Annotated in this window: 19 protein-coding genes; 10 read left to right on the top strand and 9 right to left on the bottom strand. The window is 57.2% G+C overall.

Features of this window, described 5'->3' with window-relative positions:
* The first annotated feature begins 1 nt into the window (after window position 1).
* The gene (gene fahA / locus ACFOJE_RS21690; RefSeq protein ID WP_377817108.1) at window positions 2-1,300 is read left to right on the top strand and encodes a fumarylacetoacetase; all 1,299 of its coding nucleotides are present in this window, start codon (window positions 2-4) and stop codon (window positions 1,298-1,300) included.
* A gap of 402 nt (window positions 1,301-1,702) precedes the next feature.
* Here the strand turns inward: fahA and ACFOJE_RS21685 are convergent, their stop codons facing one another.
* Complete coding sequence (locus ACFOJE_RS21685; protein ID WP_377817107.1) at window positions 1,703-2,521, bottom strand: metallophosphoesterase family protein; 819 nt, start codon at window positions 2,519-2,521, stop codon at window positions 1,703-1,705.
* A gap of 181 nt (window positions 2,522-2,702) precedes the next feature.
* On the opposite strand from ACFOJE_RS21685, the gene ACFOJE_RS21680 reads away from it, so the two are divergent.
* Window positions 2,703-5,048 carry an ELM1/GtrOC1 family putative glycosyltransferase gene (locus ACFOJE_RS21680; protein WP_377817106.1) on the top strand — a complete coding sequence of 782 codons (2,346 nt, stop codon included), beginning with the start codon at window positions 2,703-2,705 and terminating at the stop codon, window positions 5,046-5,048.
* 786 nt (window positions 5,049-5,834) lie between these two features.
* Here ACFOJE_RS21680 and ACFOJE_RS21675 read toward each other — a convergent pair.
* From ACFOJE_RS21675 to lptF, 6 genes are all read right to left on the bottom strand, one after another.
* Window positions 5,835-6,608 carry an aspartyl/asparaginyl beta-hydroxylase domain-containing protein gene (locus tag ACFOJE_RS21675; protein ID WP_377817105.1) on the bottom strand — a complete coding sequence of 258 codons (774 nt, stop codon included), beginning with the start codon at window positions 6,606-6,608 and terminating at the stop codon, window positions 5,835-5,837.
* A gap of 260 nt (window positions 6,609-6,868) precedes the next feature.
* A complete protein-coding gene (locus ACFOJE_RS21670) occupies window positions 6,869-7,837 on the bottom strand; it encodes a hypothetical protein (RefSeq protein WP_377817104.1) in 969 nt (322 codons plus the stop codon).
* A 9-nt stretch (window positions 7,838-7,846) separates the two neighbouring features.
* Window positions 7,847-8,818, bottom strand: coding sequence for a diacylglycerol/lipid kinase family protein (locus ACFOJE_RS21665; RefSeq protein ID WP_377817103.1), 972 nt, complete (start codon window positions 8,816-8,818; stop codon window positions 7,847-7,849).
* Window positions 8,811-9,995 carry a CDP-alcohol phosphatidyltransferase family protein gene (locus tag ACFOJE_RS21660; protein ID WP_377817102.1) on the bottom strand — a complete coding sequence of 395 codons (1,185 nt, stop codon included), beginning with the start codon at window positions 9,993-9,995 and terminating at the stop codon, window positions 8,811-8,813. The genes ACFOJE_RS21665 and ACFOJE_RS21660 overlap by 8 nt, the downstream gene beginning before the upstream one ends.
* Before the next feature lie 80 nt (window positions 9,996-10,075).
* Window positions 10,076-11,158, bottom strand: a complete 1,083-nt coding sequence (gene lptG, locus ACFOJE_RS21655) for an LPS export ABC transporter permease LptG (protein WP_377817101.1) — start codon at window positions 11,156-11,158, stop codon at window positions 10,076-10,078.
* Window positions 11,155-12,228: an LPS export ABC transporter permease LptF gene (gene lptF / locus ACFOJE_RS21650; RefSeq protein ID WP_377817099.1), complete on the bottom strand. Its 1,074-nt coding sequence runs from the start codon at window positions 12,226-12,228 to the stop codon at window positions 11,155-11,157. The genes lptG and lptF overlap by 4 nt, the downstream gene beginning before the upstream one ends.
* A 298-nt stretch (window positions 12,229-12,526) precedes the next feature.
* Between lptF and ACFOJE_RS21645 the strand changes: the two genes are divergently transcribed.
* The gene (locus ACFOJE_RS21645; RefSeq protein WP_377817097.1) at window positions 12,527-13,303 is read left to right on the top strand and encodes a phosphocholine cytidylyltransferase family protein; all 777 of its coding nucleotides are present in this window, start codon (window positions 12,527-12,529) and stop codon (window positions 13,301-13,303) included.
* A 387-nt stretch (window positions 13,304-13,690) separates the two neighbouring features.
* Here ACFOJE_RS21645 and ACFOJE_RS21640 read toward each other — a convergent pair whose 3' ends face one another.
* Both ACFOJE_RS21640 and ACFOJE_RS21635 read right to left on the bottom strand, forming a co-directional pair.
* Window positions 13,691-14,521 (bottom strand): nucleotidyltransferase family protein, encoded by an 831-nt coding sequence (locus ACFOJE_RS21640; RefSeq protein ID WP_377817095.1) that lies wholly within the window; start codon window positions 14,519-14,521, stop codon window positions 13,691-13,693.
* Window positions 14,505-15,659 (bottom strand): N-acetyltransferase, encoded by a 1,155-nt coding sequence (locus tag ACFOJE_RS21635; protein WP_377817094.1) that lies wholly within the window; start codon window positions 15,657-15,659, stop codon window positions 14,505-14,507. The genes ACFOJE_RS21640 and ACFOJE_RS21635 overlap by 17 nt, the downstream gene beginning before the upstream one ends.
* Window positions 15,660-16,305: 646 nt before the next feature.
* Between ACFOJE_RS21635 and ACFOJE_RS21630 the strand changes: the two genes are divergently transcribed.
* From ACFOJE_RS21630 to ACFOJE_RS21600, 7 genes are all read left to right on the top strand, one after another.
* Window positions 16,306-18,054: a fatty acyl-AMP ligase gene (locus tag ACFOJE_RS21630; RefSeq protein ID WP_377817093.1), complete on the top strand. Its 1,749-nt coding sequence runs from the start codon at window positions 16,306-16,308 to the stop codon at window positions 18,052-18,054.
* A gap of 6 nt (window positions 18,055-18,060) precedes the next feature.
* On the top strand, window positions 18,061-18,972 hold the full coding sequence (locus tag ACFOJE_RS21625) for an NAD-dependent epimerase/dehydratase family protein (protein ID WP_377817091.1): 912 nt from the start codon (window positions 18,061-18,063) through the stop codon (window positions 18,970-18,972).
* Window positions 18,973-19,011: 39 nt separating this feature from the next.
* Window positions 19,012-19,275, top strand: a complete 264-nt coding sequence (locus ACFOJE_RS21620) for an acyl carrier protein (protein ID WP_377817090.1) — start codon at window positions 19,012-19,014, stop codon at window positions 19,273-19,275.
* Complete coding sequence (spt, locus tag ACFOJE_RS21615; RefSeq protein WP_377817089.1) at window positions 19,259-20,467, top strand: serine palmitoyltransferase; 1,209 nt, start codon at window positions 19,259-19,261, stop codon at window positions 20,465-20,467. Before ACFOJE_RS21620 ends, spt begins: the two co-directional genes overlap by 17 nt.
* A 213-nt stretch (window positions 20,468-20,680) precedes the next feature.
* On the top strand, window positions 20,681-22,378 hold the full coding sequence (locus ACFOJE_RS21610; RefSeq protein ID WP_377817088.1) for an ABC transporter ATP-binding protein: 1,698 nt from the start codon (window positions 20,681-20,683) through the stop codon (window positions 22,376-22,378).
* Between the two features lie 421 nt (window positions 22,379-22,799).
* Window positions 22,800-25,457, top strand: coding sequence for an ATP-binding protein (locus ACFOJE_RS21605; RefSeq protein ID WP_377817087.1), 2,658 nt, complete (start codon window positions 22,800-22,802; stop codon window positions 25,455-25,457).
* Window positions 25,454-26,161 (top strand): response regulator, encoded by a 708-nt coding sequence (locus ACFOJE_RS21600; RefSeq protein ID WP_377817085.1) that lies wholly within the window; start codon window positions 25,454-25,456, stop codon window positions 26,159-26,161. The genes ACFOJE_RS21605 and ACFOJE_RS21600 overlap by 4 nt, the downstream gene beginning before the upstream one ends.
* The last annotated feature ends 21 nt before the right edge of the window (window positions 26,162-26,182 follow it).

Below are 26,182 nucleotides of genomic sequence, written 5' to 3'. Positions count from 1 at the left end.
CATGACCGATACGTCCCGATTGCACAGCTGGATCGCCTCGGCCAACCAGCATGCCGATTTCCCCCTGCAGAACCTGCCCCTCGGGGTGTTCAGCCCGGTCGGCGGCGAACCCCGCGGCGGCGTCGCCATCGGCGAGCTGATCTTCGATCTGAAGGCTGCCGTGGCCCACGACCTGTTCAGCGGCGAGGCCGCCGAAGCCGCGGTTCTGGCCGGCGGCGACAGTCTGAATGCCTTCTTAGCCCTCCCGGCTGCGATACGTGGTGCATTTCGCCGGCAACTCACCGAGTTGCTGGCCGAAGGCAGCCCGCAGCAGTCGAGGCTGGAGGCGCTGGGCGAGCAGCTGCTGCATCCGGCCCGTGCCTGCCGCATGCACCTGCCGGCGAGGATCGGCGACTACACGGACTTCTATGTGGGCATCCACCATGCGCTCAACGTCGGGCGCCTGTTCCGTCCCGACAACCCGCTGCTGCCGAACTACAAGTACGTGCCGATCGGCTACCACGGGCGTGCCTCGACCATCGTGGTTTCGGGCACCCCGGTGCGCCGTCCCCATGGACAGTCGCTGCCGCCGGGGCAGAGCGTGCCGGTGTTCGGCCCCTGCCGCCGACTCGACTACGAGCTGGAGCTGGGCATCTGGATCGGTACGGGCAACGAACAGGGCCAGCCGATCCCTATCGGCGAGGCCGGGGAGCACGTGGCCGGCTTCTGCCTGCTCAACGACTGGTCGGCCCGCGACATGCAAGCCTGGGAATACCAGCCGCTCGGTCCCTTTCTCTCGAAGAGCTTCGCCACCACCATTTCCCCCTGGGTGGTCACCGCCGAGGCCTTGGCCCCTTATCGCAAGGCGCAGCCGGCCAGACCCCAGGGCGATCCGCAGCCGTTGGACTACCTGCTGGACGCCCGCGACCAGGCCGAAGGCGCCTTCGACATCGAGTTGGAGGTGCTGCTGCAGACCCGCTCCATGCGCGAGCGCGGCCTGCCGCCCGAGCGCATCGCCCTGAGCAATACCCTGAACATGTACTGGACCGTGGCGCAGATGGTGGCGCACCACACTGTCGGCGGCTGCAAGCTGCAGCCTGGGGATCTGTTCGGCTCCGGCACACTGTCCGGCCCGGAACCGGGCAGTCTGGGCAGTCTGCTGGAAACCACCCGGGGCGGCAGGCTGCCGCTGCCGTTGCCCGGCGGAGAGCAGCGCACTTATCTCGAGGCCGGCGACGAAATCATCATGAGGGCCCGTTGTCGTCGAGAGGGCTTTCCAAGTCTGGGCTTCGGCGAGTGCCGGGGGACGATCGTCGATTGATCCGCGAAAAGGCGATTCGCCCATCAAAGGACAGTCGCATTTTCAGCGGTAACAGCTCAAATGTTCCGATGGTCGTGAGAGGGCGCGCGGATGAGTGAACTTCGATGCCTGTTATAACCAGCGGAGCAATAGGGGTATCGGGGGAAGTGAAGCGCCACAAGTTTCCGCTGTATTGATCGGCTGTGGTTTTGCACTGAGGAGATAGGGGGCTTCTGGTGCCCTGTCTCGAAGTTTTACTGCTGGCCTTTAAAGCACAAGGTCAGTAAGGGAATGGCACGGCTTGGTATCCGCTCACTCTTAACTTGGTCTGAGTATTCAGTTCAGAAGTTATTCGAGCCCGTGACGAAATATATGATCCCAAAGGAATGCCGCCGAATTTTCTGCTCCGATCGGCAAACGGATTCAACCGCTCGGCCATTGGAGATCGAAATGTACGCCAAGGACGAACCGGCGGGTTTGGGCCTGATAATCCCAACGCTCGACCCGCACCTGCTTGCCGTCCCGGGTGCTGATATAGAGCCGATTGAACGAGTTCGGCAAGCGGCCGCGTAGACGGGAGGAGAGGGTCGTACCGGCCTGGACGATCCAGATTTCCCGCGCCAGGTCAGGGTACTGACCACTCAGGGGAAGGACGTAGGGGAGATGGATGTGTCCGCCCATCACGAGGTCCAGCCCGCTCTCTGCCCAGCGCAACAATGCCTCGCGTGCGCCATGTTGCAGGTTGCGCAGATCCGAGGGCGCCATGGAACCGAAGGGTTGGTGAGCTACGACGATACGCAGCTTTGCCGGATCGCAGCGGCTCAGCCGCTCGCAGACCGAGTGAATCTGCTCTTCTGTTACCTTGCCATCCTTGCGGCGTTTGGGATGGGTCGTATTGAGGCCGATGGCTAAAAGCTCATCATTTTCGAAGACTGGCTCGAGTTGTTCGTCGATGAATTGGCGGTAATTTTTGTAAGGGCAGAGAAAACGAGTGAGGAGATTGTGTAGCGGAATATCGTGATTGCCGGGAACTATTAGCTTTTGTCGGATGCCACAGTCATCCATGCGGTGAATGAATGCTTGGGCGGCTGCAAACTGGTTCCGTCTCGCTCGTTGGGTAATGTCTCCGGATAGCACCAGCAAATCGGCTCCATGTTCACGGGCATGCGCTTCCAAGGCTTCTACTACAGGTTGCTGCTCGGTGCCGAAATGAGTATCCGAAATATGCAAGATGCTCGTCATGTTAGCGAGGTTTGCCTTCATACCATGGAAGAGGAAGTTGTACGTTCCATGGCTTCGATTCGGATGGCATCTGGAACATGGTGATACGCTTGTGCTATGAGTGAGTTATGTCAATAATTTTACGAGCGAGTCAGAGCACAATAATCCGCACTCGCCGGTCAAATAACAGCATGAGGGATGCATGGCTTTTTTTGCACTTGAAAATAGTTCGGCAGTGCGGAAGTTGTTCAAATCAGATCATCAAATCCGAGCCAATCGGCCGTTGAACTCTTCCGTTTCCAACAACGGCAGCACGGGGATTCCGGCAGGGGTGCCGATCATAACGCCCGTCGTCCTGGATGCCCAGCCTGGTTCGCCTGAAGCCCCCGCCGTACGCATCTTCCTTGGCACCCAGCCGGAGCAGTACCGCGCCGAGCGGATCTTCTTCTATTCCTTGCAGCGGGTGCGCGATCCCAACCGGCGCTACGAGGTCTATCGCATGACCGGCCTGCCCGGATTCGAGCAGCGCGGCTGGCGCACCGGTTTCACCAACTATCGCTTCGCTATTCCTTATCTCGCCGGTTGCCATGGCAGGGCGATTTACACCGACGTTGACCAGATCTTCACTGCCGATCCCGCCGAGCTGTTCGATCAATCCATGGGGGAGCACGGCTACCTGGCGTTGTCGCCCCAGGACACAGCAGTGATGCTGATCGACTGCGAGTGCATGGCCCGTTGCTGGACCTTCACCAAGGCCTGCCGCGAAACCAAGAAGAGCCTGTGCGCCGAGGCGGCCGCCGAGCCGGGGCGCTGGGGCGCCCTCGATCCGGACTGGCACGCCCGGGACCTGGAGTACCGCCATGGCCAGTCCAAGCTTCTGCATTACACGGCGCTGCACCTGCAGCCCTGGCGGCCGACACCTGACCAATATTCCTACCACATCAACCCGTTCGCCGAGTATTTCCTCAGCCTGGAGCAGGCCGCCGACGCCGAGGGCTATGAGATCTACACCGCCGAGCAGCCGACCCCGGCTTTTGCTACGGCCTGCGCTCCTCAGGGGTGGGGGCCGGAAGCGCTGTCCGAGGAACTCTATCGGCAGGCCCGCGAGTTCGGTGCCGAGAGCTTGGCCCTGATCGGTCCCTGGCATGAGCTGCAGAACCCTGGCCTGGAGCTGGTCCACTGGCTTCCTGATCAACTTCGGAGGGACGAGCTGGCGCCGCAGGACGCGGTCGCCGTCTGCGGCCTCGAGCGGCTGCCGGTGGAGGATCTGCCCTGGGTGCTGGACCGGCTGTTTCGTTTTTCCCGTCGAGCTGTATTCGTCAAGGCCGAGCCGGGGCCGAAGGGCTCGATGGTCGGGACTTTGGCCGGCTGGCGTACCCTGCTGAGACGTATCGCCCTGCGTTACCCGGGACATAGCTGGCAGCTCGACTGCCGCGATCCGGAAGGCAAGATCAAAACTTATCGGGCTGACTACGCCCGGCGCTGCGAAAGCGGGCAGCCACCGCGGGTCTGGGTGCTGGAAGGCAAGCATGCCGGGGACAACGCCCAGCTGCTGCAGGTTGCCGATTCCCTGGGCTGGCCCTATGAGATTAAGCGTTTCGGCACCTGTGCGAAGGAGTTGAGGGCGCCCTGGCCGGATCTGGTGCTGAGTGCCGGCAAGCGCACGGTGTCGCTGTCCCAGGCGATCCGGTGCCGCTCTGGCGGCCACAGTCGCCTGGTGGTGCTGGGCCGGCCCTGCGCGCCGCTGTCGCAGTTCGATTTGGTGGTGACGACTCCGCAATACGGCCTGCCTCTACGCGACAACGTGGTCGATTTGCCGGCGCCCTTCGTCACCGAGCAGGAACTCGATCCCACCGAACTGAATGTTTGGAAGCAGCGCTTCGCCCATCTGCCGCGCCCTTGGGTCGCCGTGCTAGTGGGCGGCAGCAAAATGCCCTATCGACTCGATACACAGGCTGCCAGGGTTCTTGGCCTTGAGGCCAGTGCGGCCGTACGGGCCAATGGTGGGTCTTTATTGGTGTCGACCAGTCCGCGTACGGGGAATGATGCTACCGATGCGTTGTTGGGCGCTCTGGATGTACCGGTATGGAGCTACCGTTATGGTAGTGGCGAGGAAAATCCCTATCGTGCACTCTTGGCTCTGGCCGATGCCTTCATCGTGACCGGGGAAAGCGTATCCATGGCCACCGAGGCCGTTATGACAGGACGGCCGGTCGCGGTTTACCCTCTGCCTATGCGTCGGAATTGGCAAGCCAAGCTGCTGCATGCCATCGAGAAACGCTTGGGTGTTGTTGATCGGGTGGCCGGTAGCCGTGGCGTACCACGGCAGCAGCATATCCTGGGCCGGTTGTACGACCGGGTGATCGAAGCAGGCTGGTTCAACCGAGAGCGGCGGATTGAGGAGGTCCATCTGTCTCTGGGCATAAGCTCCTTGCCGCATGGACTGGAGCGGTTGCCGGGACTTACTCCGGACCTTCTCGCTACATCTCGAGCTCGTGCCTTGCAAGCGATTCGGTGTGTAGTCGAGGCTGAAAGGCTTGTCTCCTGATCGATAGCCGATCAGGGGGAGAGCAGGCTCGCTTAAATGCAGGGAGGGAAACCAGATTCCCTTCCTGCCATGAAAATCTTATCCGTCCTTGCGAGAATCAGGCCTTGCATCATCTGTCGGATAAGGTTTGATCCTTACTCTTCAGAGTCCATTCAAGATCTTCGCATTGAGAAAATCCCCATGCGAAAGACGTAACATCCCAACGATATCAGTCAAGTCAAGCCGCTATTCATGGTGTGGAGCAAGTCCCACATGTATGAGGTGTTCCACCTGCTCGAAAGCGGCTGCCGGTGGCACCTGTTGCCCAGCTACTCTGTTCAAGTGATTCACGCCGCGCTCGTGCTTCAGCCACTGGGGCGAGCCGGCCACTGGTAGCGTTCGGGGGCGGCGCTTAAGGATTAGGCAGTGCGGCTTATACTAAACAGGCAAATCTTGATAAGCCTTCTGATCGTTGACGTGAATGGCGTGAAGAGCTCGGATAGCGCTAGTGACTAGGACTACGATGCCGGAAAGAAATTGTCTGGTATCAGGCTCTAGATTGCGTTGGATACGAAAGGACTGTTTTGCGCCATCCCCGTGACGAAGGAGAGCATGCCGGATTGCTAGGTTCGGTGAGCTGCCATGCTGGGTGTGCTTGGTCGCCCGGTTGAGAAGTACGGGGGCTGTGGAAGAACTGCCAGCGAAGCTCAACGCCAGCTTGCAGTCCATCCACTTGGCCTTTCTCATCCTGCTGCTTAGATAGGTGTGAAAAGGCTCATAGGTATCCGGTTGCACACAGAGCGATAGCTAGCGCTCGAGCCCTTGTTCCCACGCGCGATGATTGCGGCGTGCGTCCTGGATATAGGGAGACCAGCGGATAAGCTGCAGGATAATTCGATTGAGGAGCGAACCCGGCCAGGCCAGTGGTCGTTTGATATCCAAGAAAAGAACGACACGAGTGCCATCGGTATCGTTCCAAACCTGATGTCTGTAGGTGTCGTCAAAGACCATGCACTTGCCGGTTTCCCAATGCTGGGTTTGGTCGCCAACCTGAATGCGGCATTTTTCCTTCGGCTCGGGCACGATCAACCCCAGGTGTGCACGTAGCAGCCCATTGTAGGGGCCACGATGTGGCGGAATGTGTTTGCCTGGTGCTAGAACCGAGAAGAACGCGGTATACATCCCAGGTACAGACTCGACGAGCTTGGTGGTTTCAGGGCAAAGCGCGCAATTGCCCTCCATCTTGTACCCATACCCATAGAGAAAGAATGTTTTCCAGCGGTCATCCTGAGTAAGGTTTTTCTGATCCTTGGAGATGTCCTGGAAGTTGGGAATGCGATCCTGATTCTTCAGAACTTGATCCAGTTCCTTGCGGACAGTTTCCCAATTGGCTTCGAGTTTAGGTGCCCAAGGAAACATCCGGGGGTCAAAGAAAGGAGTGTTACCCACGGTCGAAGCCGAGTAATGCCGAATGGCTTTTTCCAAGCGCTTTATGATCCATAGGCCGATGGCAACGCTAGGACGATGCTTGCGTTTACGCTTTGGCGCAGGGACTACGACGCTTTCATTGGTATTTCCCACTTTCTTTGTACCTCCTGCAGATACATTGAGCGGTCAGAACTTGCGAGACCGTTACTGAAATAAGCCAGACGCATCATGCTGCAGCACAATGATTTTCGTCATGATTTCTGTCATGACTCGGACACGATACTCCCATGCATGTACATCAGGAAATCATGTCCATGTCTTCCAAAGTTTCACCGATTGCCCAGCTCACTCGATGCCTGAGTGTCGCGCTGGTAGTCGGCCACATATCCGAGCTGAGCAAAGTTAATGCATGTTTAATGCAGGCGTCGATCTTTAAGCAGTCGCCAAAGTAGAGGCCAGCCGAAGATAAGGGGGAAGCGGCGTAGGCGAGGAGTAATTTCGATGGGTTCCCCGAGATGTCGTTCCAGTTTCCACACCACGTAATCAACGCCATTCTCGAAGGTGAAGAACGATTTCACCAAGCGCGCCACGTTTAGAACTCGGCCCTGCAAGCGCCTCAATTTCCAGCGCTTGATATTCTCTTCGCAGGAACCAGGAGGCAGTTGGCTTCGATAGGTATCTGTCTGACCAGAGACGAGTTCCAGTCCGGTAATGGCCGGTACGGCTGCACGGGTCAGACTTCGATAATAATCTTTGTAATGCTGTGCAAGTTGTGTGGGGCGATTTGCCGACTCCGGGCGTAGCTCGGTGCCGTAACTCAGTGCCAAGGCTCGCTGCCAGAGGGTCTGGCTATCAAATTGCCCACTTTGGCAAGGCAGAGTTTGATTCAGAAGGGTTATGACTGCTTGAGCCAGGGCGCGATGTATACGCTGCTCGACGTGACCATCCCGACAGTAGACCAAACGGGATGGCTGAGCAAAACGCCCCCAAAGATAGCTCTGGAACCAGGAGCTGGTCCCTTGCTCGAGATCCTTCAAGGACAATACGGCACATTTTGCTTGCAATACACGCTTGTCTTCTGTGTGTGCTTGCAGCAGGAAAACGTTGGGTGGGAGCCAGGCATTCGCCATTTGCAGTAAGCGGTTCGCATGCGCGTGAGAGTAGTCGTCGACAACGGCATAGAGATCGACTAGCCCCTCGGTCGGATCGCCGCTGCGCAGGCACGAGCCATAGAACAGGAGCGCTACGAGGCCGTCGCCGAAACGAGAGCGCACCTCTTGGCAGAGCGTGTGCAGCTCCTTGGCAACGGGCTGAGCGCATTGCTGGGCAACTTCAGCGAGCAAAGGCGCCGGAGGTGCTGTCTGGGATAGGGGGGTACGCATCGGCTTGGCTCAGAATGTCAGGAAGCTGAGAGGTTCAGTAGCGGAGACTCGTATAGGTTCATGCGCTTTGAAAAGCTCCCCATCGAGTATGAAATCGGTTACATCGGTCAGTGTCAGTGAGTTGAGATTGTGGCTGATGTATCCATCTTGCTCTCGAGCCACTGATGCACCCCGTCCAGCCAATAGGGATGGCAAGACCCTGAAGAGGCGCTGAGGACGATTGATGACGGCCGTGAAGTGAACCGGACCTTTCTCTGATCCCCAGTAGGGGCGAGAGCCAACGAGTAGGCGGTCAAGCGTTGAGGCCAATACCAACAGCCAGTCATATTGCCACTTCGCATGTTCAGCGCTGATATGGGCCGGCATGGCCGGTAAAAGAGGGTGTGGCTTGTTGCGAAGCAGTGAGAACAGCAGCCGTCCGAGGGCCAATGCCGGCCCCAAGGACCCACGCACACCAGTTGGGCGGATCTGCTGATGGAAATAGCGCACACCGCTAACCACGGCGCCAACTCCAAAAAACATCCCGAATTGTGGGCCGGGGCTCGTCCCGGCATCTACTCTCAAGACCGCACGTTGCATGGTTTTGGGGGCCTTTCCGCTACCATGCAACCATGCGTTGAGGGCCTGTAGTGCGGGAACGGGCTTCAGGCGTGCGCCAATATCGGCAGCGCTCATGTTGGTTGTACCACCGGGCACGACCACCAACCTTGGAAGGCTGCTGGCCTGATCCAGTAGGAGCGTTGTCAGCGTTGCCTGGAGGGTCCCATCCCCCCCCATGATCACTAAGAGATCCAGGGGGGTTAGCTGCCAACGGCGCAGTGCATCTTCCATCTCTTGGGGAGTGGATACTTCCTGCAACAGTGCACCAGGTATCGAGGTTGAGAGCATCCGTAGGGTAGAGAGATGCTGTTTGTTACGCCCGCTGTGTGGATTTAACAAGATTCCCACACGAGAGGGCGTCCATTTTGCTGTGTCAAGCATCGCTCAGTCCGGAACGTGGAGCGAAGAGGCGAACAACAGGACGTCGTCCCTCGGCCTGGAGGTCGATTTGGCTCAACCATGGCTGAAGTTTCTCTCCGTGGCTACGGAGAGTGATGCCTTGGATCACTCGAACCGCGAGTACCAGTGTCGAAATGACAGTCCATGCCATCACCAAGAGTAAGCCGACATCACTGGCATTCGCTTGCCAGGCAAGAGTCATGATCAACAGGTTCGGATTGCGACGCGCGGTTATCAGGCGATTCAGTGAGTCGAAAGGTTGCCAGATGAACAGAGAGAAGGGGGCGGCAAACTGGAAAGCACCTTCACATAGGCGCCCACCTACGTAACCGATAAGAATGATCCAGAACACAGCTGATAGAGGAATGCTCCAGTTCCAAGTCGCAGCCATTCCCATGCCCCAAGCTATATACCAGAGCGGGGGATGAACGAGATCCAGGGCGTGGTCGAAGATATTACCGAAGCGGGTCGAGGTGACCGTGACACGTGCCAGCTTGCCATCCACCGTATCCAGAAATGTCATGATCCAGCCCGCGAGCAAGCCCAGCCCATAGTACCCCTGCCAAAACAGGCAGCCAGCGAGGAATGCCAGCACGTAGCTCGCCCCGGTGACATGGTTCGGGCTCAGCCCGAGGCGTATGCATAGTGCAGTAGCCCAGCGCGCGGGAACAGGCCAAACGCCTCTCGTAATGAAGTCCGTGACGCCTTTATAGGCACCATTGAACAGCGATTTTTCCAGACGTTTACGATTGCTATCGGTGATACGGGCCACCCATGGCTGATCGAACTTGCGTAGCTGTTCTTGCATGCCTGATGCGATCGTGTCGGGGCGAACCGTGCGCAGACTTTCGATGGCGGGACCTGCAAGCTGGGGTATATCAGTCAGTTTCTGGGCAGGCAGATGTGCTGCGACGATTGTTCCATCGCGGGGATCTTCCAAAGCAACATCCTCGGTGTCCAGAAGCCCTTTCAGGACCCGATCGTCATACAGATAGTCTTCGCGTAAGAGCAGGACACTCCCATTCTGGGGGAGGGATTCGTTTTCTGCGGACAATAGGGCCTTAGGGAACTTCTTGAGAGTTCGTTGCAGCCGTTCCCTGGAGGTGAGTCCCCACAAACGAACATTACAGTTGCCTACAAGGTGAACACGTATTGTCATGGTTTAATACTTCGGTCTATAGGGCGCAATAGTTATAAGCATTAGCTGGCGAGTATGACTGCATTTTTCTCTTAAAGACATTAGGAATGCCCGCGGTCAAATCGGTGCACTATGGCTACAGCCGCTGCAAGCAGAATGAGTGCAGGCAAGATGGCAACAGCGAGGGCATTAAATTTGAGTAGCAAGCCAAGATTTACCACGATCTGGTTTGACACATAAATCAATAGCCCCACGATTGCGCCGAGCGCAAGTTTGCCCCCTAATCCTGTTGAGCGCACCTGTGCAAAGGTGAATGGGACCGAAAAGAGAATCATTGCCAAGGTCAGAAGTGGAAGACCCAATTTTTGCCATAAGGCAACTTCATATTGCGCAGCAGGCTGCCCGGTGTTCTTCAGGAATTGCACGTAGCGATGAAGTTGGCTGGCCGAAAGACTCTCAGCAGGGAGGGTGACCTCTTTCAGCCGGGTATCACGAAGAACGGACTGCCACGGCATCTGGTCAAGTTGTTGGATACTCTCCTTTCCGTCGCTCCAGCGTTTCAGCTGGACATTATTGAGTCGCCATATTCCATCCGGTTGGATGTCCGCATAATCCGCAAAAATATATTCCTCTAGCCGGTCGGATTCATCAAAGTTGAATATTTCTATGTGGGTTGGAATGCGCCCAAGGCGCAAGTTTCCAATTCTCACTACTTGTTTGTCTTTTCGAGCCCATACGCTACCTTCCTTGCCGGAACCCTTGTCTGCAGAGGCGATGGCTTGGGTGCGAAGCTGCAGAGCTTTTTGTTGAAGAGGTGAAGCTATGAATTCATCAGCTGCACCGAGCATCAGTGCCAAGACTGCTCCTGCGGCCAAAGTCGTAAGCCCTATACGCGTGGCGGAAATCCCCGCTGCTCGGAGTGTTGTCAGCTCTTGGCTCAAGGCAAGCTGGCCGAGTGCTGCGATACCACCTAGTAGTGCGATGAAGGGCCCCAACTCCACTGCTCGTCGGGGCAGGGTCATGATTACGACCTCGACTGCCTGTATCAGCCGATAGCCCCCTTCGCTGACATCATCCAGTTCGCTGACCAGATCCAAAGTACTGAACAAGGGGAGCAGCAATGCAGCTGCTGCTGCGAAGCCAAGAAAAATATTTACAAAAAGATACTTGTCGATAATTTTCATCTGAACCGGATCCGGGCATTGAGCACATCGCGCGCTATGAATAGAGTCAGCGCGATCCCCATCAGAAGTGGGATTGACCATAGCCCGGGTGACAGAGGCAAATTGCCTTTGGCTACGAGATTCTTACAAATATCGCCCGCATAGAAAACTAATGCGAATACCACCGCAACGGGTAGTAGAGTGGAAAATCGCCCACGCCGGGGTGCAGTCCGGCTAAGTGGCACAGCAAGCAAAGCCAATAACAGCGTACTAAGTCCGCGGGACTGGCGCCATTGTAGTTCGGCTTTGTCTGCAAGTTCCCTTGAGCTTTTTAGGTTGTTAGACGAGGCTGCCTTCCGCCGAAAATCTGCTGTAGGCTCGATGGGGGTGAGGCGCAGCGTCATTTTGTCGAAGGACATCTGCTGATCTCGAGTGCCGATGTGCTCGAGCGAATAAGTATTGCCTTTCTTAAGCTCCAGAACCGGGTTGCTCGGATTAGGGTCTGCAATCCATGCTTCCTGGGCTCGGAAAAGGTGCGTACTTTGCTGTCCTGCGTCAAAAATCAGGATGTCTTGAAGTCGTCCCGTATTGCGATCAATTTGATCCGCTAGGATCATGCGACCGTTTTCTTCGTTGACGTTAAACCGTTCTGGTAGCAAATGCTTAACATCGAGGTCGGTTTTAGATTGTTGTTCGAGATCATATGCATTGGCATAAGCCCATGGCCTGCCGTACATGGATAGCAATGCTACGGCAATCGCAATAGGAATCGCCAGCAGGGTGATCGCTTGATAGATGCGCGCTGGGCTTATCCCTGATGCAGACATGGCAGTCATTTCTGTATCGTGATATAGCCTGCCTAGGCTTAAAACTACTGTTACATAGAGTGCAACGGGAATTAAGACCTCAAGTGCAATCAAAACCTTGTAGAATACAATATCCATGACGACATCTAGTGCCAAAGTTCCATTCGCGGCTTCTGCGAGATAGCGCTCGGATGAATAGCTAGCAAAGATGAAGGTGAGAATTCCCACCATGACCATCAGTGGTCGGCGTGTTTCAGAGATGATGTAACGCTCAATCAGAAGCATGAACTCATGAGCCTTTTGGGGGGCCAAGCGCGCGCTAACTGTGCCCGTCTAATGTGCGAAATGCCAATTCGCCAGCATGAGTACCTGCCTGCATGTGGGTTCGGCTGGCGTCACAGCATAGCAGTATGTCAGTATGGGCGGCCAACCATCCTATCAGCTAGGTAGTGTGCTGAGCCAGCTTGCTGGCACGAGTGGCGAATCATCGTACCAGTATGTCAGTATTGTGGCGAGCTATCTGGGTAGCCCATCTTGATCAGCTGCTTAATGGTGGTTGAGTTTTTTCAATGCAGGAGACGGCATGAATCAATTCGAGCGGAGTGAGCCCCGCAGGGCAATAATTTTAAGTGCTGGCCAAGGACGTCGCCTTCTTCCTTTCACTGAGAGTAGGCCTAAGTGTTTGATTGAAGTCGCAGGGCGTACCGTCATTGAATGGCAGGTCGATGGGTTGCTCGCTGTTGGCGTGCGGCATATTACGGTGGTAGTTGGCTATGGGGCTGATCAAGTTGAGCGTGTGCTGAACGACCGATATGGCGAGGGCTTCATCTTTACATTATTCAACCCTTTCTTCGAGGTGGCAGACAATCTTGCAAGTTGTTGGATGGCTCGCCAGGCCATGCAGGATGATTTTATTCTCTTGAATGGCGACACCCTCTTTGATTTGCCGGTTTTGCAGCGTTTGTTGGAGGCTCCTGCCAGGCCTATCACGCTTGCGATCGATAAAAAATCTAGCTATGACAGTGATGATATGAAAGTCTGCCTGGATGGAGATAGGCTGACACGGGTTGGAAAAACATTGCCTCTCGATACTGTCGATGGTGAGTCAATAGGCATGATGTATTTCCGCCCGGAGGGGGCGGCGATGTTCCGAAAAGCGCTCGAGGAAAATATGCGCAAGCCGGAAGCGCTTAAGCGTTGGTACCTGAGCATCATTGATCAGTTGGCTCAGGCCTCGGGCCAGGTTTTTGTTCAGTCCATCGAAGGACTAAGTTGGGGGGAACTAGACTTTCCGGGCGACTTGGAGTCAGTCCAGGTTAAGGCTCGCCTCTGGAAAGGGGTAAAAGAGGCTGGCAACTAAGGGTGGCAAGCTCGCCTGATCGCCTTCTTCATCGGATTATTTTGCTAATGATCCGATGATCTAGGCTCTGAATAAATCCTAGCTATCTGCTTAAATAGTTTATGTTCTGCTTGAGCCTTGATGTATTAGTTGGGGGCTTCTCTGGTGCCGAGTAAGTCGGCAAGCGCAAGCAGAACTATCGTGAGTGATTCCTGGCGGGGCTGAGGCAGGTTGCGCATGAGGCTGCTTGCTCTTGTCAAGCAAGTCTTTCTCTGCAACCTGCAAGTATTCTCTATATTGCTACAACCCGCCGCAGTGAGGGCTTGGTCTGATCGATCTGGCGAGTTGGGGGCTCCGCTCGCCGGCCAAGATTATTTAGAACGCTCGGGGCGGCGAGCACAAGGGTAATTAGTGTTGGGTTGAAGGTTGCGCGGATTCCTCGGCCAAGACTTTCTCAACTAAAAAAAGATCGGCTGTTGAATCCACATCAACGGCAGCTTCAGCAAATGGCAGGATAACCGCTCCAATTTTAACATCGAGCTTGCGGGATAGTCGTACCAGCGCTTGCTCTAGTGTCAAACTCCCAAGTAGATAGCGTAAAGCGGCACTTACACCGAGTGCTCCAGCAATTACGCGTCGTGGGTGCTTGCGTTCCTGTTCTATTTTGCGCCAAAAAACCGCAAGGTTTCGGCTTCGCTCACTTGCGAAAGCAAACAGATTACATCCGCAGTAAGGCCCGCCTCGGAGTTTCGTAGCGGTTCTTTTGGTATCGGGGAAGCGTGCTTGAACGGTTTCCAGTCGGGCTAGGCCTACAACGAAGTCGCATCCGCTGGCATTGGCTTGCTCGAGAAAGTAGTCGACGATTGCTGGCCTGAGAAGTGCGTGATCCGCTGTTGTGATGAGAACTGGTTGGTGTGGATCTTCCTTTTCTAACGCACGCGCGGCGCTTGTACTTGGGGAGGCGGCATTTTCCAACCAGCCTAGCTGATTTGTTGCTAGGAGATTTTCGATTTCAGCATCTTTGCGAAGTAGCGCGCGGGAGGGGCCGACTAAGGTAATGCGATTCACAAGGCTGCTCATTTGCAAGGTTTTTATAACCCTATGGACCATTGGTACGCCGCCAACTGGTGCCAATGCTTTACACTCTGCCCCGGTCGCGGCAGCCACCACGTCTCCGGAATGCCTATCTGCCGCCAGTACTAAGGCGGCATATTTCTTTTCATCAAATTCGCTTTTCATAGACACGATAACGTTTGTAGATGTAAGCACCGATGTGTTCAAGAATATTGCGCATGCCGGTGTTGCTTTCTAAAATCCAAGACATTTCAAGTGATTGAATTCCATGTTTGACAAATGGGGTATATAGGGCCTCGATCAAAAGAAGTGCCAGGGTGGGGCCGAGGCGGCTGTGTTGGTGCATCTGGCGGACGCCCATTAATGGTACTCGGGCAGTGCTAACACCTTGTACCTTCATTTTCCATAGTAAGCGTAGCCAGCCGAACGGCAGGAGGCGTCCTTTCAAGGGGGCAATCGCTTCGTTGATGTTGGGTAGCGCCACAATAAAGGCGCTCGGTTCCCCATCGACCTCGGCTATATATAATAAATCGCCTGGTACAAGTAGTTTTAGGTTTTTTCCTAGTTCTTCAAATTCGGCCTCGGTGAAGGGGATGTATCCCCAGTTATTGGCCCAGGCATCATTGAAAATGTCGCGTAAAATCTTGATTTCAGCTTGGAAGTTTTTGCGATTAAGCGCTCTGATGGTTACGCGATCGCGTACTCGATCCATCATGCGGCGAATGGGAGGGGGGAAATTTAGTTCGTCCGTCCGCATCCAGTAGGCCAATAGATCCACAGCTGGTTGGTAGCCAAGGCCTTCTATCCTGGTTCCATAATATGGCTTGCTGTGTCCCATAAGTGCGCATGGGGGCTCATCAAATCCTTCGATCAGTAGACCGCTTTCTTCGTTAATGGTTAGGTTGAAGGGGCCGGTTATTCGGTGTGCGCCCTCCTGTTGGAGCCAGCTTTCCGCTGTAGACATGAGGCTTTCAAAGACGGCGGGGTCGTCTATGGCCTCTAGCATGCCAAAGTGGCCTGTATCATTGCCATGTAATTGGCGATGCAGGGTGTCGACCTGGGCGGTGATGCGGCCTACAGGTTTGTCGCCTGCCCATGCGATCCAGGCTTGCCATTTCAGGTGACCGAAAACAGGGTTCTTTGGGGAAAGATGTTGACGGCGTTCGAAATGAAGAGGCTCTATCCAATGGGGATCGTTTCGATAGAGCAGGCCTGGCAGTCGAATAAAGAGATCTAGGTCAGACTTACTCAGTACGGGCTTGATGACGATCAATTGATTGCCTCTGGGACGGATCTGGTCCACGCGCGAAACCCTCAGCACGTTATCTTCTGTGGCAAATTGGAAAACATCCAGCCGGATGGTGGGGATGGTTGTATAGCGAGAATTGGACTGGCTTGACGCTATTATGCGGTAGTGTCACTCCTTCTGTCATGGTTACTCTGCTGCCATTCGAATGCGCTTGGTCGTTGCGCTCTGTATGAAAAGATATCGGCGCCCCGGGGTTTTTGGATTCTACTGGTCTCGTATTGCTTGGGGGTGGTGCTTCGTTGTATTGAACTGTGCTTTGTTAGGTGCGCTCGGTGGGTTGTTCGCGTGCTGAGAGCTTCTGCATTGAATTTTCTGTATAGTCCGTACCCTAGGTTTTTTTGTCTGTGTTGGGTGGGGGCTAAGGGTGCGGTGCGGGAGGCGGCTGTCCGTATCTGGATTTTCACGTCCCTACATAGCAGCTATCTGGGGGTAAGGCAATACGTTTGCGCTCGCTTGGTTGGAGAGGCTTTATCGCGGTGTCATATTAAGGTAAACTATAGGGGCTGGATGATGGCCCTATTGATTTGTGCTTTTTGTGATTTTTATTGCAAAGAGGCGTTTTAGGCAGATCTGACCGGCATGCTGCTAGCCTCGCCGATTGGCTTGCTGCATTGTATAGTCGTTGCGCTGGACTGAACTGATGGCCAAACTTTATATGTCTGCGACTCTAACTCAACACGTTCTGCCTCAGCGGTTGGCGGATTTTTCGACTCTTGCAGAGGCTCTTGATTACGCGGCGCTTGGGCATACTGGCATGAATTTTTATGACGGTCGTTGTCGTCTGACGGCTGTCGTGCAATATGCTGCTTTGAGGCGGGAAGCATTGGCTTTGGCTAAGCGCCTCCATGGCCTCGGCTTGAGGAAAGGCGATCGAGTTGCGCTCATTGCTGATACTGATCCCGGCTTCATGGAAGCCTTCTATGGTTGTCAGTATGCTGGCTTCATCCCTGTGCCTCTTCCTATCCCTTCAGGCTTGGGTAGTCATGCTTCTTATGTTGAGAAGCTCAAAGGGTTGCTAAAAAGCTGTGAGCCATCCGCAATACTTGGGTCTGCAGATTGGATGCCTTTTGCTCAAGAGGCGGCTGCGACTTTGGCGCCGTTATTCATAGGTTCTGTCAAAGATATAAAAGCTCTTGATGTTCCGTGTGTGGATCTTGAGACTCCGCAACCTGACGATATCGCCTACCTTCAGTACACGTCGGGCAGTACTCGTTTCCCTCGCGGTGTGGTTGTGACGCAGCGTGCGGCAATGGCGAACCTGCAAGGAATGGTGCGGGAGGGGTTGGGTGTGCGGCCTTCCGACCGTTGCGTGTCCTGGCTACCCTTTTATCATGACATGGGGTTGGTAGGTTTCGTGCTCGGCCCTATGGTATCGCAGCTGTCTGTAGACTATCTGCGTACCCAGGACTTCGCGATGCGTCCGCGGCAGTGGCTTAATCTGATCAGCCAAAATCGTGGCACCATCTCGTTCTCACCGCCTTTTGGCTATGATATTTGTACCCGCCGCGCCCGTGAGAGCGAGGCTTCGCGCTTTGATCTGTCTTCTTGGCGTGTGGCTGGTATTGGTGCCGAGCCCATTCGTGCCGAGGTGTTGGAGCGATTTGCTGAGCAGTTTGCTCCTTCTGGGTTCGATGCGCATGCCTTCCTGCCTTGCTATGGCCTAGCTGAAAGTACTCTCGGTGTGACTTTTGCTCGCCGCGGTGCTGGCGTACAGATTGACCGAGTCGATCGTTGGGAGCTGGAGCATCACTCCGTTGCTGTGCCATTTGCCAACGGCGATGAGAGTAAAGCCAGTACATTTGTAAACTGTGGTTCGATTCTTTCTGGACATAAGCTCGAAATCCGCGATGATGCTGGGCGTCCTTTGGCCGAACGCCAGGTTGGGAAAGTCACGCTACAGGGGCCCAGTTTGATGTCGAGTTATTTCAGAGATGAGGAGTCGACCCAGTCCGTGAAAAACGGAGATTGGCTCGATACTGGCGATCTTGGGTACTTGAGTAATGGAGAGCTTTTCATCACTGGGAGACGAAAAGATCTTCTGATTGTCCGCGGTCGTAATATTTGGCCCCAAGATATCGAATACCTAGTTGAAACCCAGCCTGAGGTCCGACCTGGGGACGTTATCGTTTTCCTCATACCAACGGATTCGGACCCGCAAGTAGTTGTTCAGGTCCAATGTCGCTTGACAGACCCGGAAAAGAGGGAGCGCCTCGTCCAAACTTTGGTTGGGATGATAAGCAGCGAGTTTGGCCTTATTGCGAAGGTTGAGCTTGTCCCCCCGCATTCTCTTCCGCGCACATCATCGGGTAAACCTTCCCGTGCTGAGGCTCGTAAGCGTTATCTTGAGCAGCTTCAGTCCGGGGCAGGGCTGTCGATGGCAGTCGGTTAGACCTTTATGGCTCGGATTGTTGCCCTGACGGGGGCGACCGGCTTCATAGGTAGTGTCCTGCGACAACGTTTGCTCCACTTGGGTGTTCACGTTCGAGCCTTGAGCCGCCATTCTGGCGGCTCAGAGGATGCTACTGAGTGGGTGCATGGCGGGCTTGGAGATATCGATGCGCTTGATGAGCTCGTTGCCGGTGCTGATGCGGTTATCCATTGTGCAGGAGCAGTACGCGGCGCTTCCTCTGATGAGTTCAATCAGATTAACACTGAGGGTAGTGTGCGTCTGATTGAGTCGGCTCGGAACGCTGGTACATGTGAGCGCTTTCTATTAATGTCTACGCTCGCTGCAAGGTATCCGGGTCTTTCTTGGTATGCTTCCTCTAAATACGCAGCAGAGCAGCAGGTCAGGAGTGCTGCCAGAGATGTTGCTGTGACCATTTTTCGGCCCACAGCGGTCTATGGGCCAGGCGACCGAGAAATGCGGCCGTTATTCGAGTGGCTGCTCCGTGGGTGGTTATTCACCCTTGGTGAAAGTGAATCCAGGCTTTCCTTCATACATGTGGAGGATCTGGCCAACGCTGTGCTGAAATGGCTTGTGGCGCCGGAAGCGCCGTCCGGTACCTACGAGTTGAACGATTGCCAACAAGGTGGGTATGACTGGAGCAGCATCGCGGCCATTGCGGCGGAAATTCGAAATGGCCCAGTACATCAGCTCAGCATTCCGACGCCTCTGTTAAGAGGTTTGGCGTGGTTCAACCTATACTTTTCGCGACTTTTTCATCGTGCTCCGATGTTGACTCCTGCGAAGGTGCGTGAACTGACGCATTCTGATTGGTCTTGCAGCAATGGTCCCATCCAGAAAGCATTGGGATGGGAGCCGCAAATCTTGTTAAGCCGGGCCTTGCAAGAACGTTGGTTCTAGTCAGGCAAAAGGCACATCTAGAACCTGAAGGATTTCACGATGATTTCCCAAGAGAAGATACTGGAACGGCTATTGGTCTACCTGGAACGTCTGGCTCCGGCCGGAAAAGCCATCTCCCCAGATATTGATCTGGTGGAAGACCTAGGATTGGAGTCCATCAAGATCATGGATCTACTGATGGAGCTCGAAGATGAATTTGATATTTCCATACCACTGAACATCCTGACGGACGTGCGTACTCCTGCCCAACTGTCTCAGGCGGTGTTTTCGTTGATGGAGGGTGATAATGGCGTTGTTCGATAAGTTTGAGAAGCTGGCTCAGGACCGTGCCGCCTTGGTCCAGAGCGGACTCAATCCCTTCGGTACTCGCATAGACGAGATTTTTTCTCCGACTGAAGGGCGTATCGGCGACTTCAAGGTGGTATTGGCTGGCACCAATAACTACTTGGGGCTGACTTTCGATCCTGAGAGCATCAAGGCTGCGCAGTTGTCATTGAAACATGAGGGTACCGGCACTACTGGTTCCCGTATGGCTAATGGTAGCTACGGCAGTCACATGGCGCTTGAGGCCGAGTTGGCCGATTTCTTCCAGCGCCGCTCAGCGATGGTTTTTTCGACCGGTTATCTCGCGAATCTAGGCGTGATCGGGACTCTAGCCGGGCCCGGTGATCTGGTATTGCTCGATGCAGATTGTCACGCCAGTATTTATGACGCTTGCAAGCTTGGCGGGCCTGAAATCATTCGTTTCCGTCATAACGATGCTGCCGACTTGGAGCGCAGGATGCTGCGCCTGGGCGAGCGTGCTCGGGATGTCATCATTATCGTCGAAGGCATCTATAGCATGCTGGGCGATCAAGCGCCGCTGAAAGAAATCGTCGACGTGAAGCGTCGCCTCGGCGGCTATTTGCTGGTTGATGAGGCGCATTCTGTTGGTGTCCTCGGAGCTCATGGTCGTGGGTTGGCCGAAGAGCTGGGCGTCGAAGCGGATGTGGACATCGTCCTAGGCACATTCAGTAAGAGCCTGGGTGCCATTGGTGGATTCGCGGTTAGTCACCATCCGGAAATGGACCTGCTGCGCTACGCCAGCCGCCCGTACATCTTCACGGCTTCTCCTTCTCCTTCATCCATCGCTTCGGTCCGTGCATCCTTGAAGACCATGCGAGCTCGACCTGAGCTACGCGAGCACCTGTGGTCCAATGCTCGTCAGCTCTATAAAGGGTTGGCGGATCTTGGTTATAGGCTCGGTCCGCAAGCTAGCCCGGTTATTCCGGTCATGCTGGGCTCCCCTCAGGAGGGGGTGGCCTTCTGGCAGACTCTTATCGAGCATGGCGTGTATGTGAATCTGGTGCTTCCGCCGGCATCCCCAGGGGGGCAGGCACTGGTGCGTTGCAGCGTGAGCGCTGCGCATACGCCTGAGCAGATCGACCGCATTATCCGGGCTTTCGACGAGTTGCGCCCCATTTTTCCTGCTGCCGTTGCTGGCAACCAGGGCTGATTGATCCCTTGATCCGACAGTAAGAAGAGCGCGAGTGGAACAAACCGGTTCCACTCGCGCTCTTGCTGGTTGGTACCACTATCCGTGTCGAGCTGCTTCGTTGCGATCAAGTCTGTCCTGCAGCGTGTCGGCTAACTGGTGACAGGCCTTCATAAGTGCTCCATGTTGCCTAGCCTCACCCAGGAAGCCCTTCTCACTCTCTGAACGATAGCCATGCGTATTATTGTTGCTTTTGGTCGGGCTTATCCGGCACGTACGTTGCTCATGCTCATCAGTCTGCTACTGGCTGGTGTCGCTGAAAGCGTCAGCCTAACCACCATGCTTCCTTTGTTATCGGTAACTCTGGGGGATCAGACTCACTCATCATTTGCTCAGAAGGTCGTTGATGTCCTGCACTGGTTCGGTTTGGAACCGACCGTTCTAGTCATGTTGTCCGTGATTGTGCTCGGTATGACTGTCAGCAGTACATTGATTCTGCTCGGCAACCGGCAGGTGGGGTATACCGTAGCCCATGTCGCTACCGATCTGCGCGTCAATCTGATCCGCTCTCTGCTGGGGAGCCGCTGGGAATATTATCTGCGACAGTCGACCGGAGCCTTGGCCAATGCAGTAGCGACCGAGGCATATCGTGCTTCGACTGGCTATGAGCATGCTGCCAATATGTTGGCCCTGTGCATTCAGGCCGGCGTCTATGCGTTTATCGCGCTTTTCGTGTCCTGGCAGGCCACTCTCGTTTCCTTGGTAGTGGGCTTCATTCTGCTGATCGCTTTGCAGAGATTAGCAAAAACCTCACGTCGGGCAGGTAAAAGCCAGACCCGTCTGATGCGGGATCTGCTCACCCATCTGACTGACACGCTGAGCTCAGTGAAGCCTCTCAAGGCCATGGCTCGAGAGGATATCGCCGACTCGTTGCTCAGGAGCCAGGCTGCAGAGCTCAACAAGGCCATGGAGCGCGAGGTCATGAGTCGCGAGACTCTCCGAGCGCTGCAGGAGCCGATGCTTGCGATCCTGGCCGCTGCCGGGCTCTATGCAGGAGTGGTGGTGTGGCACCTCCCACTGTCCCATGTCATGGTTCTCATCTTCCTCGTCGTGCGAGTGCTGGGGCTGATGCATAAAGCCCAGCAGCGCTATCACCGTATGGCTGCGCAGGATAGCGCCTATTGGGCGCTGCAGGAGGCGATCGATACGGCAGCAGCGGATGCCGAGCCTTCAGGCGGTAACCGAACCCCGACGCTACAGAAGGACATCGTCTTCGAAGGGGTGTCATTCACTTATGGTGCACGCCAGATTCTGGATGCAGTCAATCTCCGGATCCCTGTTGGCTCGTTCACCAGTCTGGTTGGCCCCTCGGGTGCGGGTAAAACGACCATCCTCGATCTGATCTGCGTTCTATTGGCACCGCAATCCGGCAAGATATCGGTCGACGGTGTGCCGATTGAGGAGCTGGACCGCCAGCGCTGGCGTCGGATGATCGGTTACGTTCCCCAGGAAACCCTGCTTCTGCACGATACGATTCTGGCCAACGTCACGCTGGGAGATCCGGCACTGACTGCGGCGGATGCCGAGCGAGCGCTCAAGCAGGCCGGAGCCTGGGAGTTCGTAGAAAAATCTCCCGCCGGTCTGCAGACCATCGTGGGGGAGCGGGGAGGCAAGCTTTCCGGCGGGCAGCGTCAGCGTATCGTGATCGCCCGGGCACTGGCGCACAATCCGCGTCTGCTGATTCTTGACGAGGCTACCAGCGCGCTGGATCCGGAGTCGGAAGAGGCGATCTGTTCCACGCTGAAGGCGCTATCCCCGGCGATCACCATCATCGCCGTTTCGCACCGGCCTGCCATGATTCATATCGCTGACCAGGTCTACCGCCTGAATGAGGGCAAGCTCAACCTCGTAGAGGCTGAGTCTGTAGAGTAATCGCCTGACCCCGCCCAGTAGCATGAATGGCCTCGTCTATTCTGCTAGTGGGCGGTTTTTTATGTTTACCCAGGCTGCAAGTCAGGTCAGCTCTCATTTCTTCCAGTTGCCCATTCCGTCCCTTGCAATCCTGCGAGGGCGCTCTTTGCTGGCTGATGACTGATACTCGGACCGTGCGATGAATGAGTCGCTTCAGGTCGTTTCCTCCGCAACGGAGAGACATGGGCGTCCCGTTTCGCCATGAAGCCGAGAAGTCGGCAATAGCCTGTTTGATCCTGGGATTCCAAGATCGTCTTCGCGCCAGGTAAGGCCTGTCAGTGGTGGGAATGGGGCGATAGTTTTTACGGCTTTTTTACAGCATGACCTCGGCGAACGGGGGATACTGAAGTCCCATCCATCACGTGCTTCACCCATGGTCCGCATGATTGATGCATCCCTCCTCGTATCCGCCTCGGGCTGCACTCCGCCCGTATCCGGTCAGCAGGGTGGCTACGGACGGCTCAAGCTTTATCTGGGAGCGGCGCCGGGCGTCGGCAAGACCGGCGCCATGCTGCATGCCGCCTGGGAGCTGCAGCGTCACGGGGTGGATGTACGGATCGGCGTGGTCGAATCCGATGGCTCGGCCGAGGTGGAGGCGCTGCTCGCCGAGTTCTTGCCGACCCGCTCGCAGATCAGGACGACAGTCCTGGACCTCGAGGAGCTGCTGGCCAGACCGCCGCAGGTTACCCTGATCGCTCCGTTGGCACATGGCAATCCACCCGGCAGCCGGCATGCCAAGCGTTGGCAGGATGTGCAGGAGCTGCTGGCCGCGGGTATCGACGTGCACGCCACGCTCAACGTCCATCACCTGGAAAGCCTGAGGAACCAAGTCGAAGCGACGGCCGGTCTGGTAGTCGACGAGACCGTTCCGGACTGGCTGCTGGACGAGGCCGATGAGGTGGAGCTGGTCGATCTGCCTCCCCATGAACTGCTCGAGCGCTTGCGCGAGGGCAGGGTGCACGGGGAGAAAGGAGCGGAAGGTCACGGTGCGAAGTCCTTCAGTCTGAGCAGCCTTGCGACCTTGCGCGCTCTGGCTTTGCAGGTGGTGGCGGCGCGGGCTGATGCCGAGCTGCATCGGCGCTATCGCCAGTCCGGGCGCGAAACCCCGGTGGTGCTCGGCCGCCTGCTGGTTGCGGTGGATGGCGATCTGCAGGCCGAGAGTCTGGTTCGCCACGCCTGCCAGGTGGCCCGGCGACGCCAGCTTCCCTGGAGCCTGGTGCATGTCGATACCGCTCGTCCCCGCAGCGAACACCGGCGGCAATTGCTGCAGTCCGCTCAGCAGCTGGCTGAACGTCTCGGTGGCGAGGTCATCGTCCTGCGGGCCGACGACGTGGCGGAGACCCTGCTGCAGCATGCCCAGGAGCGGCGCGCCAGCGTGCTGCTGGTGGGCCATGGCCAGCCGTCGCGTCGGCGCTGGTTGACCAAGGGCCTCGTCCCGCGGTTGCTGCGCAGCGGGAAGGACCTGGAGATCGATGTGCTCACCGGCGGTGAGCACGGCCCGCTGCCCCAGCCTGCACCGCGGCGCCACCTGGCTTCCCTGTGGGCCTACTTGCAGGCGCCGCTGGCGACCCTGCTGGCGAGCGGCGCAGCCTGGGGCATCTCCCTGTTCCTGGAGCTGTCGAACATATCCTTGGTGTTCCTGGTGGCGGTCCTGCTGGTCGCCGTACGTGGCGGGCTCGGTCCGGCCCTGCTCTGCGCAGTGCTGTCCTTCGTCGCCTACGACGTTCTGTTCATTTCGCCGACCTTTTCCCTCAGCGTGCATCACCAGCAGGACGTACTGACCCTGCTGTTCTTCCTCCTCATGGCGGCGTTGACCGGCAACCTGGCGACCCGCCAACGCCGGCAGATGGAGGCCCTGCGCGATACCCAGGCGGAAACGGCCGCGCTGCTCGACCTCTCGCGCAAGCTGACCGCCGCCACCGACCGTCAGGCGGTGCTGGACGCCGCCATGCAGCAGTTCGCCCTCTGGCGCGATCTGGACATCTGCCTGCTCGGCCCCGATGGCGCAGGCGGACTGCGCGACGAGGCCGGCCTGCCGCCCAATCTTAGCGACAACGAACGAGCCGCCGCCGAGTGGGTATGGCAGCACGAACTGCCGGCCGGTCTCGGCACCGATACCTTGCCGGAAGGGCGCTGGTGGTGGTGGCCGCTGTCCAGCGAGGAGGGGCCGCTGGCCCTGCTCGGCGTCATGCCCAACGACGGGCAACCGCTGCCGGCCCAGCGCCGACGCCTGCTGGCCGCTCTCGGCCGACCGCTGGCCCAGGCCCTGGCGCGGGCGCAACTGGCCGAGGCGCTGGAGAAGGCCCGCTTGCACGGGGAAACCGAGCAACTGCGCAGCGCCTTGCTGGCCTCGGTATCCCACGATCTACGCACGCCGCTGACGGTGATGCACGGTGCCATCGACAGCCTGCTGACTCTCGACGGGCAGATCGGCGAGCAGGATCGTCGCGAGCTTCTGGAAAGCACCCGCGACGAAGCCGAGCGGCTTGATCGCTACATCCAGAACCTGCTGGATATGACCCGGCTAGGACATGGCGGGATCAAGCTGGAGCGCGACTGGGTAGCGCCGGTCGATATCGTCGCCAGCGCCCTGCAGCGCCTCAAGCCGGTCCTGGCGCCTTTCACGGTGGAGACGCGGATGGCCGGCGAGCTGCCGCTGCTGTTCGTGCATACGGCGCTGATTGAGCAGGCGCTGGTCAACGTCCTGGAGAACGCCGCGCGTTTCTCGCCGCCGGCCGGGCATCTGCGGGTGACGGTGGAAAGCGACGAGCGGGAGCTGCGCATCGCCGTCAGCGACCAGGGGCCTGGCATTCCTCCCGGCGAGCGGGAGAAGATCTTCGACATGTTCTACACCGCGGCCCGCGGGGACCGCGGTGGACAAGGCACCGGCCTGGGGCTGGCCATCTGCCAGGGGCTGGTCACGGCCCATGGCGGCCGGGTGACGGTGGGCGACGGTCTGGACGGGCAGGGCACGACCCTGACTCTGCATCTCTCCCTGCAGGCCCTGCCGCGGTTGGGCGACGGGCCGGAAGACGAATGACGAAAGGCGACATGAGCAAGCCGCAGATCCTGGTCATCGACGACGAGGCGCAGATCCGCAAGTTCCTGCGCATCAGTCTGGCCGCCCAGGGCTACCGCGTGCTGGAGGCCGGTACCGGTGGCGAGGGGCTGGCCCTGGCCGGGCAGGCCCGGCCCGACCTGTTGGTGCTCGACCTCGGCCTGCCGGACATGGACGGCAAGGAGGTACTCCAGACCCTGCGCCTGACCTCCCGGGTGCCGGTGCTGGTGCTCTCGGTACGCGCCGGCGACGGCGAGAAGGTGCTGGCCCTGGATGGCGGCGCCGACGACTACGTGACCAAGCCCTTCAGCATCCAGGAGTTCCTCGCCCGGGTTCGGGTGCTGCTGCGCCGATCGGTTCCCTGCGACCAGGCGCGTACGCTGATCGATTGCGGCCCGCTGCGGGTGGATCTGGCCTGTCGGCGGGTCACGCTGAACGGCGAGGACATCGCCCTGACCCGCAAGGAGTATGCGGTCATCGCCATGCTCGCCGGCGCCCTGGACCGGGTCGTGACCCAGCAGCAATTGCTGCGGGACATCTGGGGGCCGACCCACGTGGAGGACAGCCATTACCTCCGGGTGGTGATCGGCCATCTGCGCCAGAAGCTCGGTGACGACCCGACCGCGCCGCGCTTCATCGTCACCGAGGCCGGCATCGGCTACCGCCTGCGCGAATCTCCCCCATGACCGATGGCGGTTTCGCGTCGA

Source organism: Azotobacter bryophylli, from assembly GCF_042643485.1.
In the GTDB taxonomy this organism is placed as follows: Bacteria; Pseudomonadota; Gammaproteobacteria; order Pseudomonadales; family Pseudomonadaceae; genus Azotobacter; species Azotobacter bryophylli.
The sequence above is the reverse complement of the archived record's forward strand: the minus strand, read 5'-3'. Positions and strand labels throughout refer to the sequence as shown.

Bases quoted from the DNA above. Each gene is read 5' to 3' on its own strand.
- fahA (WP_377817108.1), top strand. From the start codon at position 2: ATGACCGATACGTCCCGATTGCACAGCTGGATCGCCTCGGCCAACCAG.
- ACFOJE_RS21685 (WP_377817107.1), bottom strand. From the start codon at position 2,521: ATGACGAGCATCTTGCATATTTCGGATACTCATTTCGGCACCGAGCAG.
- ACFOJE_RS21680 (WP_377817106.1), top strand. From the start codon at position 2,703: ATGGCTTTTTTTGCACTTGAAAATAGTTCGGCAGTGCGGAAGTTGTTC.
- ACFOJE_RS21670 (WP_377817104.1), bottom strand. From the start codon at position 7,837: ATGCGTACCCCCCTATCCCAGACAGCACCTCCGGCGCCTTTGCTCGCT.
- ACFOJE_RS21665 (WP_377817103.1), bottom strand. From the start codon at position 8,818: ATGCTTGACACAGCAAAATGGACGCCCTCTCGTGTGGGAATCTTGTTA.
- ACFOJE_RS21660 (WP_377817102.1), bottom strand. From the start codon at position 9,995: ATGACAATACGTGTTCACCTTGTAGGCAACTGTAATGTTCGTTTGTGG.
- lptG (WP_377817101.1), bottom strand. From the start codon at position 11,158: ATGAAAATTATCGACAAGTATCTTTTTGTAAATATTTTTCTTGGCTTC.
- lptF (WP_377817099.1), bottom strand. From the start codon at position 12,228: ATGCTTCTGATTGAGCGTTACATCATCTCTGAAACACGCCGACCACTG.
- ACFOJE_RS21645 (WP_377817097.1), top strand. From the start codon at position 12,527: ATGAATCAATTCGAGCGGAGTGAGCCCCGCAGGGCAATAATTTTAAGT.
- ACFOJE_RS21640 (WP_377817095.1), bottom strand. From the start codon at position 14,521: ATGAAAAGCGAATTTGATGAAAAGAAATATGCCGCCTTAGTACTGGCG.
- ACFOJE_RS21630 (WP_377817093.1), top strand. From the start codon at position 16,306: ATGGCCAAACTTTATATGTCTGCGACTCTAACTCAACACGTTCTGCCT.
- ACFOJE_RS21625 (WP_377817091.1), top strand. From the start codon at position 18,061: ATGGCTCGGATTGTTGCCCTGACGGGGGCGACCGGCTTCATAGGTAGT.
- ACFOJE_RS21620 (WP_377817090.1), top strand. From the start codon at position 19,012: ATGATTTCCCAAGAGAAGATACTGGAACGGCTATTGGTCTACCTGGAA.
- spt (WP_377817089.1), top strand. From the start codon at position 19,259: ATGGCGTTGTTCGATAAGTTTGAGAAGCTGGCTCAGGACCGTGCCGCC.
- ACFOJE_RS21610 (WP_377817088.1), top strand. From the start codon at position 20,681: ATGCGTATTATTGTTGCTTTTGGTCGGGCTTATCCGGCACGTACGTTG.
- ACFOJE_RS21605 (WP_377817087.1), top strand. From the start codon at position 22,800: ATGATTGATGCATCCCTCCTCGTATCCGCCTCGGGCTGCACTCCGCCC.
- ACFOJE_RS21600 (WP_377817085.1), top strand. From the start codon at position 25,454: ATGACGAAAGGCGACATGAGCAAGCCGCAGATCCTGGTCATCGACGAC.